General features: G+C 63.5%; 12 protein-coding genes, 4 tRNA genes and 1 pseudogene. 4 read left to right on the top strand and 13 right to left on the bottom strand.

Annotation, left to right across the window (positions count from 1 at the left end):
- Window positions 1-48 precede the first annotated feature (48 nt).
- The 4 genes from ACYCAX_RS05280 to ACYCAX_RS05265 form a co-directional block, all read right to left on the bottom strand.
- Window positions 49-1,074: a putative 2-aminoethylphosphonate ABC transporter substrate-binding protein gene (locus ACYCAX_RS05280; protein ID WP_460247534.1), complete on the bottom strand. Its 1,026-nt coding sequence runs from the start codon at window positions 1,072-1,074 to the stop codon at window positions 49-51.
- A gap of 95 nt (window positions 1,075-1,169) precedes the next feature.
- On the bottom strand, window positions 1,170-2,873 hold the full coding sequence (locus ACYCAX_RS05275) for a putative 2-aminoethylphosphonate ABC transporter permease subunit (protein WP_460247533.1): 1,704 nt from the start codon (window positions 2,871-2,873) through the stop codon (window positions 1,170-1,172).
- Window position 2,874: 1 nt separating this feature from the next.
- Window positions 2,875-3,930, bottom strand: coding sequence for a putative 2-aminoethylphosphonate ABC transporter ATP-binding protein (locus ACYCAX_RS05270; RefSeq protein ID WP_460247532.1), 1,056 nt, complete (start codon window positions 3,928-3,930; stop codon window positions 2,875-2,877).
- 589 nt (window positions 3,931-4,519) lie between these two features.
- Window positions 4,520-5,371 (bottom strand): LysR substrate-binding domain-containing protein, encoded by an 852-nt coding sequence (locus ACYCAX_RS05265; RefSeq protein ID WP_015476482.1) that lies wholly within the window; start codon window positions 5,369-5,371, stop codon window positions 4,520-4,522.
- A 251-nt stretch (window positions 5,372-5,622) separates the two neighbouring features.
- On the opposite strand from ACYCAX_RS05265, the pseudogene ACYCAX_RS05260 reads away from it, so the two are divergent.
- Window positions 5,623-6,111: pseudogene (locus tag ACYCAX_RS05260) on the top strand (UDP-N-acetylglucosamine 2-epimerase); the annotation flags it as partial.
- A 170-nt stretch (window positions 6,112-6,281) separates the two neighbouring features.
- On the opposite strand, the gene ACYCAX_RS05255 reads toward ACYCAX_RS05260, so the two are convergent.
- A tRNA-Arg gene (locus ACYCAX_RS05255) sits at window positions 6,282-6,358 on the bottom strand.
- 93 nt (window positions 6,359-6,451) lie between these two features.
- Between ACYCAX_RS05255 and ACYCAX_RS05250 the strand changes: the two genes are divergently transcribed.
- Window positions 6,452-6,937 (top strand): GNAT family N-acetyltransferase, encoded by a 486-nt coding sequence (locus tag ACYCAX_RS05250; RefSeq protein WP_460247531.1) that lies wholly within the window; start codon window positions 6,452-6,454, stop codon window positions 6,935-6,937.
- A 6-nt stretch (window positions 6,938-6,943) separates the two neighbouring features.
- Here ACYCAX_RS05250 and phnN read toward each other — a convergent pair whose 3' ends face one another.
- Window positions 6,944-7,507 (bottom strand): phosphonate metabolism protein/1,5-bisphosphokinase (PRPP-forming) PhnN, encoded by a 564-nt coding sequence (gene phnN / locus ACYCAX_RS05245; RefSeq protein ID WP_041711840.1) that lies wholly within the window; start codon window positions 7,505-7,507, stop codon window positions 6,944-6,946.
- Window positions 7,508-7,986: 479 nt separating this feature from the next.
- Between phnN and amrZ the strand changes: the two genes are divergently transcribed.
- On the top strand, window positions 7,987-8,319 hold the full coding sequence (gene amrZ, locus ACYCAX_RS05240) for a transcriptional regulator AmrZ (protein WP_015476477.1): 333 nt from the start codon (window positions 7,987-7,989) through the stop codon (window positions 8,317-8,319).
- A 139-nt stretch (window positions 8,320-8,458) separates the two neighbouring features.
- On the opposite strand, the gene mgtE is transcribed toward amrZ, so the two are convergent.
- Entirely contained in the window at window positions 8,459-9,901 is a 1,443-nt protein-coding gene (mgtE, locus tag ACYCAX_RS05235; RefSeq protein WP_015476476.1) for a magnesium transporter, read from the bottom strand.
- Between the two features lie 323 nt (window positions 9,902-10,224).
- On the opposite strand from mgtE, the gene ACYCAX_RS05230 reads away from it, so the two are divergent.
- A complete protein-coding gene (locus tag ACYCAX_RS05230; protein WP_294981212.1) occupies window positions 10,225-10,737 on the top strand; it encodes a DUF4124 domain-containing protein in 513 nt (170 codons plus the stop codon).
- A 68-nt stretch (window positions 10,738-10,805) separates the two neighbouring features.
- Here the strand turns inward: ACYCAX_RS05230 and ACYCAX_RS05225 are convergent.
- The 6 genes from ACYCAX_RS05225 to alaS form a co-directional block, all read right to left on the bottom strand.
- Window positions 10,806-10,882: transfer RNA gene (locus ACYCAX_RS05225), tRNA-Arg, on the bottom strand.
- 98 nt (window positions 10,883-10,980) lie between these two features.
- Window positions 10,981-11,057 (bottom strand) — tRNA-Arg (locus ACYCAX_RS05220).
- 110 nt (window positions 11,058-11,167) lie between these two features.
- Window positions 11,168-11,258, bottom strand: a tRNA-Ser gene (locus ACYCAX_RS05215).
- Window positions 11,259-11,318: 60 nt separating this feature from the next.
- Window positions 11,319-11,504, bottom strand: a complete 186-nt coding sequence (gene csrA / locus ACYCAX_RS05210) for a carbon storage regulator CsrA (protein ID WP_003085981.1) — start codon at window positions 11,502-11,504, stop codon at window positions 11,319-11,321.
- Between the two features lie 185 nt (window positions 11,505-11,689).
- Window positions 11,690-12,925, bottom strand: coding sequence for an aspartate kinase (locus tag ACYCAX_RS05205; RefSeq protein ID WP_294977959.1), 1,236 nt, complete (start codon window positions 12,923-12,925; stop codon window positions 11,690-11,692).
- Between the two features lie 245 nt (window positions 12,926-13,170).
- A complete protein-coding gene (alaS, locus tag ACYCAX_RS05200; protein WP_460247530.1) occupies window positions 13,171-15,795 on the bottom strand; it encodes an alanine--tRNA ligase in 2,625 nt (874 codons plus the stop codon).
- Between the last annotated feature and the right edge of the window lie 24 nt (window positions 15,796-15,819).

Here is a 15,819-nt window from a genome sequence, read left to right as displayed (position 1 = left end):
GTCGTCGGCGCGGCGCCCTCTTCCGGTGCGCGAAGAGGGCTTGCGCGCTTACTTCTGCGCGACCTTCTCCGACTTGCCGTCGTAGCGCTTGCGCCACTCGGCGAGGATGCTGTCGCGGTTCTTCGAGGCCCAGGCGAAGTCGTTCTTGATCAGGCGCTGCTCGTAGTCGGCCGGCAGTTCGGTCTGCGGCTTGGCGATGCCCGGCTGTGCCAGCACGGCGAAGTTTTCCTTGTACAGCTCCATCGCCTTGGGGCTGGCGGAGAAGTCGGCGAGTTTCTTCGCGGCGGCTTCATGCTGGGTGCCCTTGACGATACCGGTGGCTTCGATCTCCCAGCCCAGGCCTTCCTTGGGCAGGACGATGTCCAGCGGCGCACCCTGGCGCTTGAGCTGCACGGCCGGGTACTCGAAGGAGATGCCGATCGGGAACTCGCCGGCGGCGGCCAGCTTGCACGGCTTGGAGCCGGAGTGGACGTACTGGCCGATGTTCTCGTGCAGGGCGTCCATGTAGGCCCAGCCCTGCTTCTCGCCGAAGGTCTGCAGCCAGGCGGAGACGTCGAGGAAGCCAGTGCCGGAGGACGCCGGGTTCGGCATGACGATCTTGCCCTTGTACTCGGGCTTGGTCAGGTCCTGCCAGCTGATGGGTTTTTCCAGGCCCAGCTTCTCGGCCTCGATGGTGTTGAAGCAGATGGTCGCGGCCCACACGTCCATGCCGACCCAGGTCGGCGGATTGGCGGCGTCGCGGTAGTTCTTGCCGATGGCGTCCAGGTGCTTGGGCGCGTAGGGCTCGAGCATGCCCTGCTGGTCGAGGATGGCCAGGCTGGAAGCAGCCAGGCCCCAGACGGCGTCGGCCTGCGGACGGTCTTTCTCGGCCAGCAGCTTGGCGGTGACGATACCGGTGGAGTCGCGCACCCACTTGATCCTGATGTCCGGGTTCTCGGCTTCGAAGGCCTGCTTGTAGGCGCTCAGCTGTTCCGGTTCCAGAGCGGTGTAGACGGTCAGCTCGGTGTCGGCGGCGTGCGCCTGTGCGGCGAAACCAGCAACCACGGCGGCGGCGAGGGCAAGACGTTTGAACATGTGGAGCTCCTTTTATTCCTGGGGCCCCCGGCTTCGCGGGGATGACGATCAGTACAACGGTGAGAGTTCAACGAGGTGCAACGGAAAACCGGTGGTCACTTCCTCCAGGCCTGGGAGCGGCGCAGCAGCCCTCGCGAGGCGCCGGCCAGCAGCAGCGACACGGCGGCGGAGGTGAGCAGGATCAGGGTGGACATGGCGGCGGCGCCGCCGACGTTGCCGGAGTCGTCCATGTTCAGCACGGCGACGGCGGCGAGGATGGTGTCCGGGTTGTAGAGGAAGATCGCCGCCGAGACGGTGGTCATCGCCGAGACGAACAGGTAGCGGATGATGTCCAGCAGCGCCGGCAGGCAGATCGGCACGGTGATGCGCAGGTAGTGGCGCCACAGCGGCATCTTCAGCGACAGCGCGGCGGCCTCGAACTCGCCGTCGAGCTGGCGCAGCGCGGCGGTGGCGGTCATCTGCGCGGTGGTCAGGTAGTGGGCGATGGTGCACACCACCAGCAGCGCCATGCTGCCGTAGAACACATGCAGCGGGTTGCCCGGCAGGTTGAAGAAGAACACGTAGCCCAGGCCCAGCACCAGGCCCGGCACGGCCATCGGCACGAAGCAGAGCATGCGCAGCAGTTGGTTCAGCCATTGCTGCTCGCGGGTCTTCTCGATCAGGTAGGCGCCGGTGAAGATCACCGCGCTGCCGATGATCGCCGTGCAGGCGGCCATCGTCAGGCTGTTGCGGTAGGCCAGCCAGCCGCCGCCGGCGGTGGCGTCGAAGTCATAGTGGCGCAGCGACAGCGACAGGTTGTAGGGCCAGAACTTCACCAGCGAGGAGTACACCGCCATGCCCAGCACACCCAGCAGCACCGCGCAGATCAGCACGACGATGGCGAGGAAGGCGGCATCGCGACGACGCGACGGCTTCGGGTGGTAGACCTGCGCGCGGCCGCTCATGGCGTCGCGCTGGCTGCGGCGCAGCCAGGCGTCCACGGCAAAACTGAGCAGCGCCGGCAGCAGCAGGACCATGCCGATCTGCGCGCCGCGGCCGAACTGCTGCTGGCCGACCACCGCCTTGTAGGCTTCCAGCGCCAGCACCTGGTAATCGCCGCCCACCACGACCGGCACGCCGAAGTCGGTGATGGTCAGGGTGAACACCAGGCAGAAGGCGGCGAACACACCCTGCCGCGAGCCCGGCCAGGTGATGCTGCGGAAGGCTTTCCAGGGACTGGCGCCCATGCTGGAGGCGGCGTCGAACAGCCGCGCATCGGCCAGCGACAGGGCCGACAGCAGGATCATCAGTGCATGGGGGAAGGTGTAGATGGCCTCGCCCAGGACGATGCCCCAGAAGCCGTAGATGTTGTCCGGTATCCAACCGCGCAGCAGGCCCTGGTTGCCGAACAGGTAGATCAGCGCGATGCCCGGCAGCATCGACGGCGCCAGCAGCGGCAGCAGGGAGATCCCGCGCCACAGGCCCTTGGCCGGGATCAGCGTGCGTTGCAGCGCATAAGCGAACAGGTAGGCGGCCGGCACCACGATGGCCGCCACGCCCAGGGAAACCTTCAGGCTGTTGCCCAGCAACCAGTGGAAGTTGTCGCTGCGCAGCAACTCGCTCATGGCGGCCAGACCACCGCCCTGCCCCGCTTCGCCGCTGAAGCCGCGCCAGAAGATCGCCAACAGCGGCAACAGCACGGCGAGGATGAGCAGGACCAGCAGCAGCCACTTGCCGCCACGCACGAACAGCCGATCGCCCAGATCGCCACGGAGCTTGTCGGCGGCCAGCGCCGGACTGCGATTCACCACGGCCTCCATCTCAGGCGAACACCTGCAGGCTGCGCGGAGGCAGCGACACCCAGATATCCGGGGTGCCCAGGCGCGGCATGTCTTCCGGCGCCAGCTCCGCCAGCAGCGCATATCCCGGCAGTTGCTCCAGCTCGAAGCTCATGCGGCAGCGGTTGCCGAGGAAGGTGATCTCGCGGATCTGCGCGCGGAACAGGTTCTCCTGGTGCACCGCCGGGTTCACGCTGATCGCCTCCGGGCGGCAGAACAGTCGGCCCGAGGCGCTCGCAGCCTGGTCCTGCAGGCACAGGCTGAGAGTGCCGACGCGAACCTGGCCGTCACTGCCACGCTCGAACGGCAGCCAGTTGCCCTGGCCGACGAACTCGGCGACGAAGGGCGTGCTCGGGGCGCTGTAGATCTCCTGGGCGGTGCCGTACTGCTCGATGCGCCCGTGGTTCATCACCGCGATGCGATCAGCCATCAGCATGGCTTCGTCCTGATTGTGGGTGACCATCACGGTGGTGATGCCCAGGCTCTTCTGCAACTGGCGCAACTCGCCGCACAGGTGCTCGCGGACGCGGGCGTCCAGCGCCGACATCGGTTCGTCGAGCAGCAGCAGCGACGGGCTCGGCGCCAGCGCGCGGGCCATCGCCACACGCTGCTGCTGGCCACCGGAGAGCTGGCCGGGATACTTCTTCTCGCTGCCGGCCAGGCCGACCAGTTCCAGCATCTCGCCAACGCGGCGGCGGGATTCGCCCTTGCTGGCATTGGCCAGGCCGTAGGCGATGTTCTGCTCGACGGTCAGGTTGGGGAACAGCGCGTAGGACTGGAACAGGATGCCGTAGTCCCGCGCCTGCGGCGGCAGCAGCGAGACATCGCGCTCGCCCAGGTGCAGGCTGCCTTCGTCCTGACGCTCCAGGCCGGCGATGCAGCGCAGCAGCGTGGTCTTGCCGCAACCGGAGGGGCCGAGCAGACAGACCAGCTCACCGGCCTTGACGTCCAGCGACACGCCGTCGAGGGCGACGAACTGGCCGAAGCGTTTACGGATGTGGCGCACGCTGAGCGGCGTGCCGGCGAGGGTGGGATGCATGGCGGTACCTCGTGCTCCTGTGGCTCACGCGCCGTGGGCAGCGGCGTGACTTGACGAGGCTCATGCTAGGGAGCGAATGCGACGGCTCTATTGCGATGATGAAAAGTGCACCGATAGATCCATAGGCAAATTTTGGTATGAGGGTGAAAAATTTTGCGAAACGGCGGGATTGAATGGTTTGGTCTGCGGCCTAGTCGTCAAGCGGATCGCGGACGGAGTCCGCTACTACGAGAGCACAGCTTCCGCTCTGGCTCTCGCTTTATAAGGCTTCCAGAGAAACCTCCGCACACGCCGGAACGCCCCTTCAGGAGGCCGAGTGGAATCGGAGTTTCAGGGGTTGAGCGACATGGATGTCGCGAGAGCGTCGTTGGGCCATGGATGGCCCATCGACGCGGGCCCCTGAAACTTCGATGGAGCGAGGGAACCCCGGCGAAGCCGGGGCCGGATGCAGGGGCAAGCGCTTTGGTTACTTTCTCGCGTTTGAGAAAGTGACTCGCCCGAGAGGGCGAAACAAAATCTACCAACACACGCCGAAGCGGCGCGGAAACCCCTAAACCCAAAAGAAAAGCACTGCGGACAGAGTTCGCTCCTACACCTGCGCCAACCCCAGGAACGCACTCGGCAACCGCGCCTGCCGCCGATCCTTCAGGCAATACAGATACTCATCGATCCGCCGCGCACCAACGATCTCCAGCACGCTCAGTTGCGGATTATCCGGCACCTCCTGGCGAGAAATGATGCTCACGCCCAGGTTGCGGATCACCGCCTCGCGGATCGATTCGCGGCTGCCGATTTCCAGCATCGAGGCCGGCGTCACCCCGGCTTCCTGCAACATCGCCTCGGTGAGTTCGCGAGTGGTCGAACCCGCCTCGCGCATCAGCAGGCAGTGATTGCGCAGATCACCCAGGGCCACCGACGCCTGCATCGCCAGCGGATGGCTGCGGTGCACCGCCAGCACCAGCGGATCGCTGCCGAGCACCACGCGGGTCAGGCGCGCATCGTCCACCTGCTGCGAGGACGCCGCCAGGTCGACCCGGCACTCCACCAGCGCTTCGAGCACCTGCTGGGAGTTGCCGATCTCCACCGACACTTCGATTTGCGGATGACGCTCGCGGAAGCTCTTGATCAGCCCGAGCACGTAGTAAGGAGAGGTGGCGCCGATGCGCAGCGCCCCCTGCATCTGCCCGCAATTGCGCAGGTAGAACTCGATGTCGGCTTCCTGCCGCAGCAGCGCCTCGACCATCGGCAGCAGGCGCGCGCCCTCGTCGCTCAGGGTCAGGCGGCGACCGCCACGGTAGAACAGCTCCACCGCGTACTGGCTTTCCAGGTTGCGGATCTGGGTGGTGACGGTGGGCTGGCTCAGGCCGAGCTTCTTTGCCGCTTGGGTGATGCTACCCAGCTTCGCCACCCGATAGAACGCTTTCAGTTCTGCACTCAGCATCCGCTAGACCCGCTGGTTCGTAAAATTCATCAACATTTTTCCAAGCGCCGCCGGCAATCCGACGCCAGCCCTCTGGCCACGGGCCTGGCCGTCTGTCCGCAGCGTCCAGAAAGGTCAACATACATGACCTATATGACTGACAAAGGCCCTTGGGCCTGGGCAGCACGGGCCTCAACGACTTTCATTGCCCTTTGGAAAATTTCCACACGGAAATCAATCGAGGCCTCACGAGGGCCGCTCAGGGAGCACTGATGAAGTACAAGGTCACAATGGTCTTCGAGACACGCCCCGAGGCCATCAAGATGGCGCCGCTGGCCAGGGTCCTGCGACGCACCCCGGAGATCGAGCTGCGCATCTGCTCCACCGGCCAGCGCCGGGAGATGCTACAGCAAGTGCTGGAATCCTTCGAACTGGAGGTCGACGAAGACTTCGACGTGATGACCCAGGGCCAGACGCTCAACGGCCTGTCGCAGCAGTTGGTGGCACGCCTGGAGGACAGCTACGACCGCCACCACCCCGACATCGTGCTGGCGCATGGCGACCCCACCACCAGCTTCATCGCCGCCCTCACCGCCTTCCACCGGCAGACTCCGGTGGCCCACGTCGAGTCGGGCCTGCGCAGCGGCAACATCCGCCAGCCGTGGCCGGAAGAAGCCAACCGCCGGCTCATCGCGGTGATCGCCGACCCGCACCTCCCGCCGACCAAGAAGTCCCGCGACAACCTGCTGCGCGAAGGGGTGAACTGGTCTGTCCCGGGCTGACTGCTCACGCCGTAACAGGCGAACACAGCAAAGAGCCAGACCCCATCCCGCGGAAGTCCAGCAAGGCACCGTAATTGCCTGCTGCTGGTAGCGTGCTGTCAAACGAAGAGCGAAGAGAAAGCCGAATAGGCTCGATGCAGCGGAAAACGTGGTGTCCCGGAGAGGGGTCGAACCTCCAACCTTCCCCTTAGGAGGGGGACGCTCTATCCAATTGAGCTACCGGGACACGATCGGGTCGGCATGTTAACGAGCGGTGGCGAATTTGTCATGCCGCTGCCACCGGGCGGGCCCATAATTTTTTCGACAGGGGAGGAATACCGTGAACAACAGCCCACCGGACCACCAGGCGACGCCCGACTCGCCTTTCGCCACATTCGACGTACGCGTCGCCACGCCGGACGACGCCCCGACCCTCGCGCTGCTGCTGCGGCAACTGGGCGCCCAGGACCCCAGCCCGGATGTCGCCTTGCTGGCATTGGAACTGGGCAATCAGCGCCCGACGCGGGTCACGCTGGTGGCCGAACGCGACGGCACCCTGCTGGGCACCTGCACCCTGCATCTCATCGAGCACATCGCCCACGGCTTCGCGCGCTCGGCGATCCTCGAAGACATGGTGGTGGACAATCGCGCCCGTGGCCAGGGCATCGGCCAGGCGCTGATCCGACGCGCCGTGGAGTGGGCCGGCGGTTGGGGCTGCTACAAACTGGCGCTGTCCAGCCACCAGGATCGGGAAATGGCCCACCGATTCTACGCGGCGATGGGCTTCGCGCCCCACGGCGTCAGCCTCTCGCTGCAACTGGGTTGACCGGACTCAGACCGCCTCGGCGGTAGGGCCATCCAGCACTTCGAGCAAATCGCGCACCGTCGTATCCAGCGACAGGGAATTGTCCAGTTCGACCAGCGGCCCCGGCAGGCCATCGGCGAAGTGCGCATTGCGCGCCAGTCGTGCCTCGACCTGCGGCAGGCTCTCCCGCCCTCGCGCCAGCAGGCGCGCCCGCAGGACATCCGGCGAAACCCGCAACAGCACCGCCAGCAGCTGTGGATAAAGCTCCCTGGCCCGAGGCAGGTACTTGCGCGAGCCATTGACCAGCACATCGTGCCCCGCCGCCAGCCAGTCATCGATTTCACGGGGGATGCCGTAGTACAGGCCATTGGCACGCCAGCTCATGGCAAAGGCGGCCGCCTGTTCCAGGCGTTCAAATTCTTCGCCCGTCACCGGGCGTGCATCCTCTCCCCGGGCTTCCGCCGAACGGGTTATCACCCGCCGCGCGATACGGCAGTCCCGCGCGGCCAGGGGGACGGCGGCGGCTTGCAACAGGCTGTCCTTGCCGGAGCCCGAAGGGCCCATCAGATAAATGAGTCTGCCTGGGGTCATGACACTCTCTGGAGCCGGCGGCTCGGCATTACGTCGTTTCTGATCCGCAGGCCAGATGATACCGTCCGCTGCGCAGGAGATCAGAAGAATTGCTATCGGAAATGGCCTTAAGATCGACCGGCCCTGCACGCGGCCAGCTCACTGTGCCATCATGCGCCCGCCCTCCATCGGATGCACACCGCCCCCTGTCGCGATGATGGCGCGGGGCCCTCTGCGCCTCGGCTACGCTGCCAACATCGGGCCTGACGTCACCTGAACCCATCGAAAGGGCGGTCTGCCGAGGGCATCGCATTTCGGATGATTGGTGCTGGCATTTAGCCTCCATCCGAGCCACAATGAGTCGCAGATTTGACGTCAAGTTATTGGTGTTTTTCAAAAACCATTGACGACACGCTGAACGGCCAACGGAAATTGCTGTCAAAGGGCCTGAACGAACGCTGACCCCTGGCATCGGCCTCCCTGACTTACAGGTTTAATGTATGCGCCCACTGAAACAGGCAACTCCTACCTACTCCAGCCGCACCGCTGACAAATTCGTCGTACGTCTGCCGGAAGGCATGCGCGAGCGTATCGCTGAAGTCGCTCGCAGCCACCATCGCAGCATGAACTCCGAGATCATCGCGCGCCTGGAGCAGAGCCTGCTTCAGGAAGGCGCACTGCAGGACAATCTCGGCATTCGTCTGGACAGCCCGGAGCTGAGCCTGCACGAGCGCGAGTTGCTGCAACGCTTCCGCCAACTGACCCATCGCCAGCAGAATGCCCTGATCGCCCTGATCGCGCACGACGCCGAGATGGCGCAGAACGACGCCTGAGTCGTAAGCAGTACCGAAAACAGCCGGCCTCGAGCCGGCTTTTTCATGTCTGCAGTTTCGTTTCCAACAGCGACTCGCAACAGGCACAAAAAAGCCGCCTCCCGGGCGGGCCTTTTCGGCGTCTCTGGCGGAGCCGGGACTACATCAGGAACAGCGTGGCCAGCCCGAGGAAGATGAAGAAGCCGCCGCTGTCGGTCATGGCGGTGATCATCACGCTGGAGCCCATCGCCGGATCGCGCCCCAGACGCAACAGGGTCATGGGAATCAACACGCCCATCAATGCCGCCAGCAGCAGGTTCAGGGTCATGGCGCCGGTCATCACCGCACCCAGCTCCCAGTTGCCGTACAGGTAGAAGGCGACGAAACCGATCACCCCACCCCACACCAGGCCGTTGACCAGCGCCACACCCAGCTCCTTGCGCAGCAGGCGGTTGGCGCTGTTGGTCTGGATCTGATCCAGCGCCATCGCGCGGACGATCATGGTAATGGTCTGGTTGCCAGAGTTGCCGCCGATGCCGGCGACGATAGGCATCAGCGCGGCCAGCGCCACCAGCTTCTCGATGGAGCCTTCGAACAGACCAATCACCCGCGAGGCGATGAAGGCGGTGATCAGGTTGGTGGCCAGCCAGGCCCAGCGGTTGCGCACCGACTTCCAGACCGAGGCGAAGATGTCTTCCTCTTCTCGCAGACCGGCCATGCTCAGTACTTCGCTTTCGCTCTCCTCACGGATCAGGTCGACCATCTCGTCGATGGTCAGACGACCGATCAGCTTGCCGTTCTTGTCCACCACCGGGGCGGAAATCAGGTCGTAGCGCTCGAAGGCCTGGGCGGCGTCGTAGCCGTCCTCGTCGGGGGTGAAGGTCACCGGATCGGTCGCCATGACCTCGGCCACGTCCTTGTCCGGGTCATTCACCAGCAGGCGCTTGATCGGCAGTACGCCCTTGAGCACGCCGTCATAGTCGACCACGAAGAGCTTGTCGGTGTGGCCGGGCAGTTCCTTGAGGCGGCGCAGATAGCGCAGCACCACCTCCAGGCTGACGTCATCGCGGATGGTGACCATCTCGAAGTCCATCAGCGCGCCGACCTGGTCTTCCTCGTAGGACAGCGCCGAACGCACACGTTCGCGCTGCTGCTGATCGAGGCTTTCCATCAGTTCGTGGACTACATCGCGCGGCAGCTCCGGCGCCAGATCCGCGAGTTCGTCGGCGTCCATGTCCTTGGCGGCGGCGAGGATCTCGTGATCGTCCATGTCGGCGATCAGAGTTTCCCGCACGGCGTCGGAGACTTCGAGGAGGATGTCGCCGTCGCGCTCGGCCTTGACCAACTGCCAGACCGTCAGGCGGTCGTCCAGCGGAAGGGATTCGAGGATGTGGGCGATGTCGGCCGGGTGCAGCTCTTCCAGCTTGCGCTGGAGTTCCGCCAGGTTCTGGCGGTGCACGAGGTTTTCGACGAGGTCTTGATGCTGGCCTTCCTGACGGTGCGTCAGGTCTTCCACCAGCTTGTGCTTGTGCAGCAGGTCGACCACCTGGTTGAGGCGGTCCTGCAGGCTTTCCTGCGGCTTCTTGGCTTCTACTTCGGTCATAGCACGCTCCACCCCCAGTGGCAGAACGCGCCATTGGGGATCAGTACATCAGGTCGTGTGTACGCAATCGGGGTTCTGAGTAACTACTGGGTAAGTCCATGGTGGTTGTCCCATGCGCCCATCAAGGGCAGATGCGGGAAATGATAACACTCCGGGGTGCAATAGGCGTTACAAAATCACGGCTAGAACAATCGCTTGCGCCCGAAAGCTCAGCGTCGGCTCATCGCACGGTTCGACGCGCGAAATCCCCGACAAGACACCCGGCACCGGCTTACAAATTCCCCTCCTAGGCTGCTGGCAGGCCCGCCGTCATGGAGGACATCATGCGCCTGCCCGTCACGCTGTTTTCAATCCTGCTTCTGCTACCGACCGCTGAGGCGGCAGCGGTGTTCCGCTGCACTGCCGCGGACGGCAGCGTACTCTTCAGCCAGTATGGCTGCCCCGGCGACCGGCTGCAGAGCAATCAGGAAGCCTCAAATCCCACGCCAGGAGGCGACAAGCCGGTCCCCCTGGCGAACCCCATGCCCACACCGCGAACCCGCCCTGTAGCGCGCGAGAAGGGCCAAGAGAACGACAAGGCCATCGTCGTCGTGGGAGAGCAGCAGAATGGCTGCGGCAATCGCGTGACCGGCTCAGCCAGACGCAAAGCGATCATCGAAGGCAGGATCAGGAGCGGAATGACCCGCGGCGATGTGGAAAGCACGCTGGGGCGACCGGACAAGGTCAGCCAGAACAATGGAACACTGCGCTACCACTACAAAGCGGACAGGCAGCATGGTGCGCGCACCGTGACTTTCGACGAGGACGGCTGCGTGGCAGGCAAGGCGAAACGCTGAGATTCGCGGCGTCGGTTTTTCACGGGACAAAGAAAAAGGGCCTGCATTGCTGCAGGCCCTTTCGTATATGGCGCACTCAGGAGGATTCGAACCTCCGACCGCTCGGTTCGTAGCCGAGTACTCTATCCAGCTGAGCTATGAGTGCGTCGTCGGTAAAGTTTAACCAGATTCACCAACTGGTTGCAGCTAATGGCTTTTCAGCCCTTTCGCCACTGAAGCCCCGCTTTCGCGCTACTTCGTATATGGCGCACTCAGGAGGATTCGAACCTCCGACCGCTCGGTTCGTAGCCGAGTACTCTATCCAGCTGAGCTATGAGTGCGCTGATGAGGGCGCAAATTCTAGTGCTATCTTTCTGACCTGTCAACAAGATTTTTTCAATCTTTTCAGTCACTTACGTAACTGGACAACTCACTGCACCAGGAGATGCAATGGCGGAGAGGGGGGGATTCGAACCCCCGACACCCTTTTGAGATGTACTCCCTTAGCAGGGGAGCGCCTTCGGCCACTCGGCCACCTCTCCGCAACACGGGGCGCATAATATCCAGGTTTTCCCCGTTTGCAAAGAAAATTTTTAGAAAAATTAATGGTTTGGTTCTTGGTCTTTCTCTTTCTGGATGCGCTGGTAGATTTCCTCACGGTGCACAGCGACTTCCTTCGGCGCATTCACACCGATACGCACCTGATTTCCCTTGACACCCAACACAGTCACGGTGACGTCATCACCGACCATCAGGGTCTCTCCGACCCGGCGAGTCAGAATCAGCATTCCTTTCTCCTTACGAATTACGGATAAACAGTCTGCAAAAAAGAAATGGTGGCAGATTCGCGCAGTTCAAGTGCGCGAATCCTTCACCCAAGTATTGACCAGTCTTGTCGGAATGAAAGTTCCTAACGGCCAGTCAAAAACGACAAAAGGCGCGGGTTAGCCGCGCCTTTCTGGGTCCACTCCCCTTATTCGCCCTGGTGGGCCGGGGCGTCGAGCTCGAACGCCGTGTGCAGGGCACGCACCGCCAGCTCCAGGTACTTCTCTTCGATGACCACGGAAACCTTGATTTCCGAGGTGGAGATCATCTGGATATTGATGGACTCCTTGGCCAGCGCCTCGAACATGCGGCTGGCAACACCGGCATGGGAACGCATGCCGACACCGACGATGGAAACCTTGGCGATGTTGGTGTCGCCGGTAGCTTCGCGCGCACCGATACTGATGGCGGTCTGCTTGAGGATCTCCAGGGCGGCCTGGTAGTCGTTGCGGTGCACGGTGAAGGTGAAGTCGGTGGTGTTATCGTGCGAAACGTTCTGCACGATCATATCGACTTCTACATTGGCGGCACTGATTGGGCCAAGAATCTTGAAAGCAACGCCGGGGGTATCCGGTACGCCACGGATGGTCAGCTTGGCTTCGTCGCGATTGAAGGCGATGCCGGAGATGATCGGCTGTTCCATGGATTCCTCTTCATCAAGGGTAATGAGGGTGCCCGGACCCTCCTGGAAGCTGTGCAGCACGCGCAGCGGGACGTTGTACTTGCCGGCGAACTCGACCGAACGGATCTGCAGGACCTTGGAGCCGAGGCTGGCCATTTCCAGCATCTCCTCGAAGGTGATCTTGCTCAGGCGGCGCGCCTGCGGCACGACGCGTGGGTCGGTGGTGTAGACGCCATCGACATCTGTGTAGATCTGGCACTCGTCGGCCTTCAGCGCCGCGGCCAGGGCCACGCCAGTGGTGTCGGAACCGCCACGGCCGAGGGTGGTGATGTTGCCGTGCTCGTCCACCCCCTGGAAGCCTGCGACCACTACAACACGGCCAGCTTTCAGATCTGCACGAATATTCGCATCATCAATGCTCAGGATACGCGCCTTGGTGTGGGAACTGTCGGTCAGGATACGAACCTGATTGCCGGTGTAGGACACCGCCGGCACGCCGCGCTTCATCAGCGCCATGCTCAGCAGCGCGATGGTCACCTGCTCGCCGGTGGATACCATCACGTCCAGCTCGCGCGGAATCGGCACGTCCATGATCTGTTTCGCCAGACCAATCAGGCGGTTGGTCTCGCCGCTCATGGCGGATACCACCACGACGATGTCATCGCCCGCTTCACGGAATTTCTTCACCTTCTCGGCCACCTGCTCGATTCGCTCGACGGTGCCGACGGAGGTCCCTCCAAACTTCTGTACGATCAAAGCCATTTCAAAAGCCGCCTGATTCCTGAAGGGCGCCCATTTAACATGCATCACCGCATGCTGCCAAGGACCGCCGGACGCGCTGCGGACCCCGGTATTTCAGGGCCTTTAGAGCCTGTTTACGATCTCGCGAGCTAGAGCAGAACAAGGCGAAATCGGTTGAGGGAGCGGAGTTTACACACAGTAAATGAGCATCCCGAAACCGATTTCAACGCCGTTATGCCGACGCGCAGCAGATCGTAAGCAGGTTCTTAGAGGCCCTGTTCGACAAATGTACGCGCCAGCGTCAGAGCCTCGTCCAGCTTGCCGGCATCGACGCCACCGCCCTGGGCCATGTCCGGGCGACCACCGCCCTTCCCGCCCACGGCCGCAGCGGCCTGCCTCATCAGATCGCCAGCTTTCAGCTTGGCGGTCAGGTCCTGGGTCACACCGGCAACCAGCACGACCTTCTCCTCGAACACGCCGCCCAGCAGGATCACACCGCTGCCGAGCTTGTTCTTGAGCTGGTCGACCAGCGCCAGCAGCGCCTTGCCGTCCAGGCCGTCGAGACGGGAGGACAGCACCTTCACGCCGCCGACTTCCACGGCGGAGCCCGCCAGGTCATCCCCGGCCGCGCTGGCAGCCTTGGCCTTGAGCTGTTCCAGCTCTTTCTCCAGCTGACGATTGCGCTCGATCAGGCCGGAGAGCTTGTCCAGCAGGTTGTCACGACTACCCTTGACCAGGCCGGCCGCTTCCTTGAGCTGCTCTTCGGCACCGTTGAGATAAGCCAGCGCAGCGCCGCCGGTGACCGCTTCGATACGGCGAACGCCGGAAGCCACACCGCCTTCGCTGGTGATCTTGAACAGGCCGATATCACCGGTACGGGACACGTGGGTGCCGCCGCACAGCTCGACGGAGAACTTGCCGCCCATGCTCAGCACACGTACCTGGTCGCCGTACTTCTCACCGAACAGTGCCATTGCACCCTTGGCCTTGGCGGTGTCGATGTCGGTTTCCTCGGTCTCGACCTCGGAGTTCTTGCGGATTTCGCGGTTGACGATGTCTTCCAGCTGCTTCAATTGCTCGGGCTTGATCGCCTCGAAGTGGCTGAAGTCGAAGCGCAGGCGCTGGCTGTCGACCAGCGAGCCCTTCTGCTGGACGTGATCGCCCAGCACCTGGCGCAGCGCAGCGTGCAGCAGGTGGGTAGCGGAGTGATTCAGCGCGGTGGCCTGGCGCACGGTGGCGTCGACCTCGGCTTTCACAGCAGCGCCAACGCTCAGACTGCCTTGGGCAACCACGCCGTGGTGCAGGTGGGCGCCGCCCGCCTTGGTCGTGTCGCGCACGTCGAAGCGCACGCCGGCACCCGCGAGGTAGCCGCAGTCGCCGACCTGGCCGCCGGATTCGGCGTAGAACGGGGTCTGGTCGAGGACGACCACGCCCTCCTCGCCTTCACCCAGTTGCTCGACGGCCTTGCCGTCCTTGAACAGCGCGATGATCTGGCCCGCGCCGGATACGCCCTGGTAGCCGAGGAAGCGGGTGTCGCCCTCCACTTTAACCAGGCTGTTGTAGTCCATGCCGAAGGCGCTGGCGGAGCGGGCGCGCTCGCGCTGGGCCTCCATCTCGCGCTCGAAGCCTTCCTCGTCGAGGGTCAGGCTGCGCTCGCGGGCGATGTCGTTGGTCAGGTCAACCGGGAAGCCGTAGGTGTCGTACAGCTTGAACACCACGTTGCCGGGAATGACGCTGCCCTTGAGCTCGGACAGGTCCTGCTCGAGGATCTTCAGACCCTGCTCCAGGGTCTTGGCGAACTGCTCTTCCTCGGTCTTCAGCACGCGCTCGATGTGCGCCTGCTGCTGCTTGAGCTCGACGAAGGCCTCGCCCATCTCGCCGACCAGGGCGGAGACGATCTTGTGGAAGAAGGTGCCCTTGGCACCCAGCTTGTTACCGTGGCGGCAGGCACGACGGATGATGCGACGCAGCACGTAGCCACGGCCTTCGTTGGACGGCAGCACGCCGTCTGCGATCAGGAAGCCGCAGGAACGGATGTGGTCGGCCACCACTTTCAGCGACGGTGCGTCGTCGTTGGCGCAGCCGATGGCGTCGGCCGAAGCCTTCAGCAGGCTCTGGAACAGGTCGATCTCGTAGTTCGAGTGGACGTGCTGCAGCACCGCGCTGATGCGCTCCAGGCCCATGCCGGTGTCCACGCTCGGCGCCGGCAGCGGGTGCATGACGCCGTCCGCGGTGCGGTTGAACTGCATGAACACGTTGTTCCAGATCTCGATGTAGCGGTCGCCGTCTTCTTCCGGCGAGCCGGGCGGGCCGCCCCAGATGTCGGCGCCGTGGTCGAAGAAGATCTCGGTGCACGGGCCGCACGGGCCGGTATCGCCCATCGCCCAGAAGTTGTCCGACGCGTAGGGAGCGCCCTTGTTGTCGCCGATGCGGACCATGCGCTCGGCGGGAATACCGACTTCCTGGGTCCAGATGTCGTAGGCCTCGTCATCGCTGGCGTAAACGGTGACCCAGAGTTTTTCCTTGGGCAGGTTCAGCCACTTGTCCGAGGTCAGGAATTCCCAGGCGTAGGTGATGGCGTCGCGCTTGAAATAGTCGCCGAAGCTGAAGTTGCCCAGCATTTCGAAGAAGGTGTGGTGGCGCGCGGTGTAACCGACGTTTTCCAGGTCGTTGTGCTTGCCGCCGGCACGCACGCACTTCTGGCTGGTGGTGGCGCGGGTGTAGGCGCGCTTTTCCAGGCCCAGGAAGCAATCCTTGAACTGGTTCATGCCTGCGTTGGTGAACAGCAGGGTCGGGTCGTTCGCGGGGATCAGCGAACTGGACGCTACGCGGGTGTGCCCCTTCTCTTCGAAGAAGCGGAGGAAGGCTTCACGGATTTCAGCGCTTTTCATAGGTTCTTCCACGGAAAAATGCGG

The sequence above is a fragment of the Pseudomonas sp. MT3 genome (assembly GCF_054720805.1).
The sequence above is the reverse complement of the archived record's forward strand: the minus strand, read 5'-3'. Positions and strand labels throughout refer to the sequence as shown.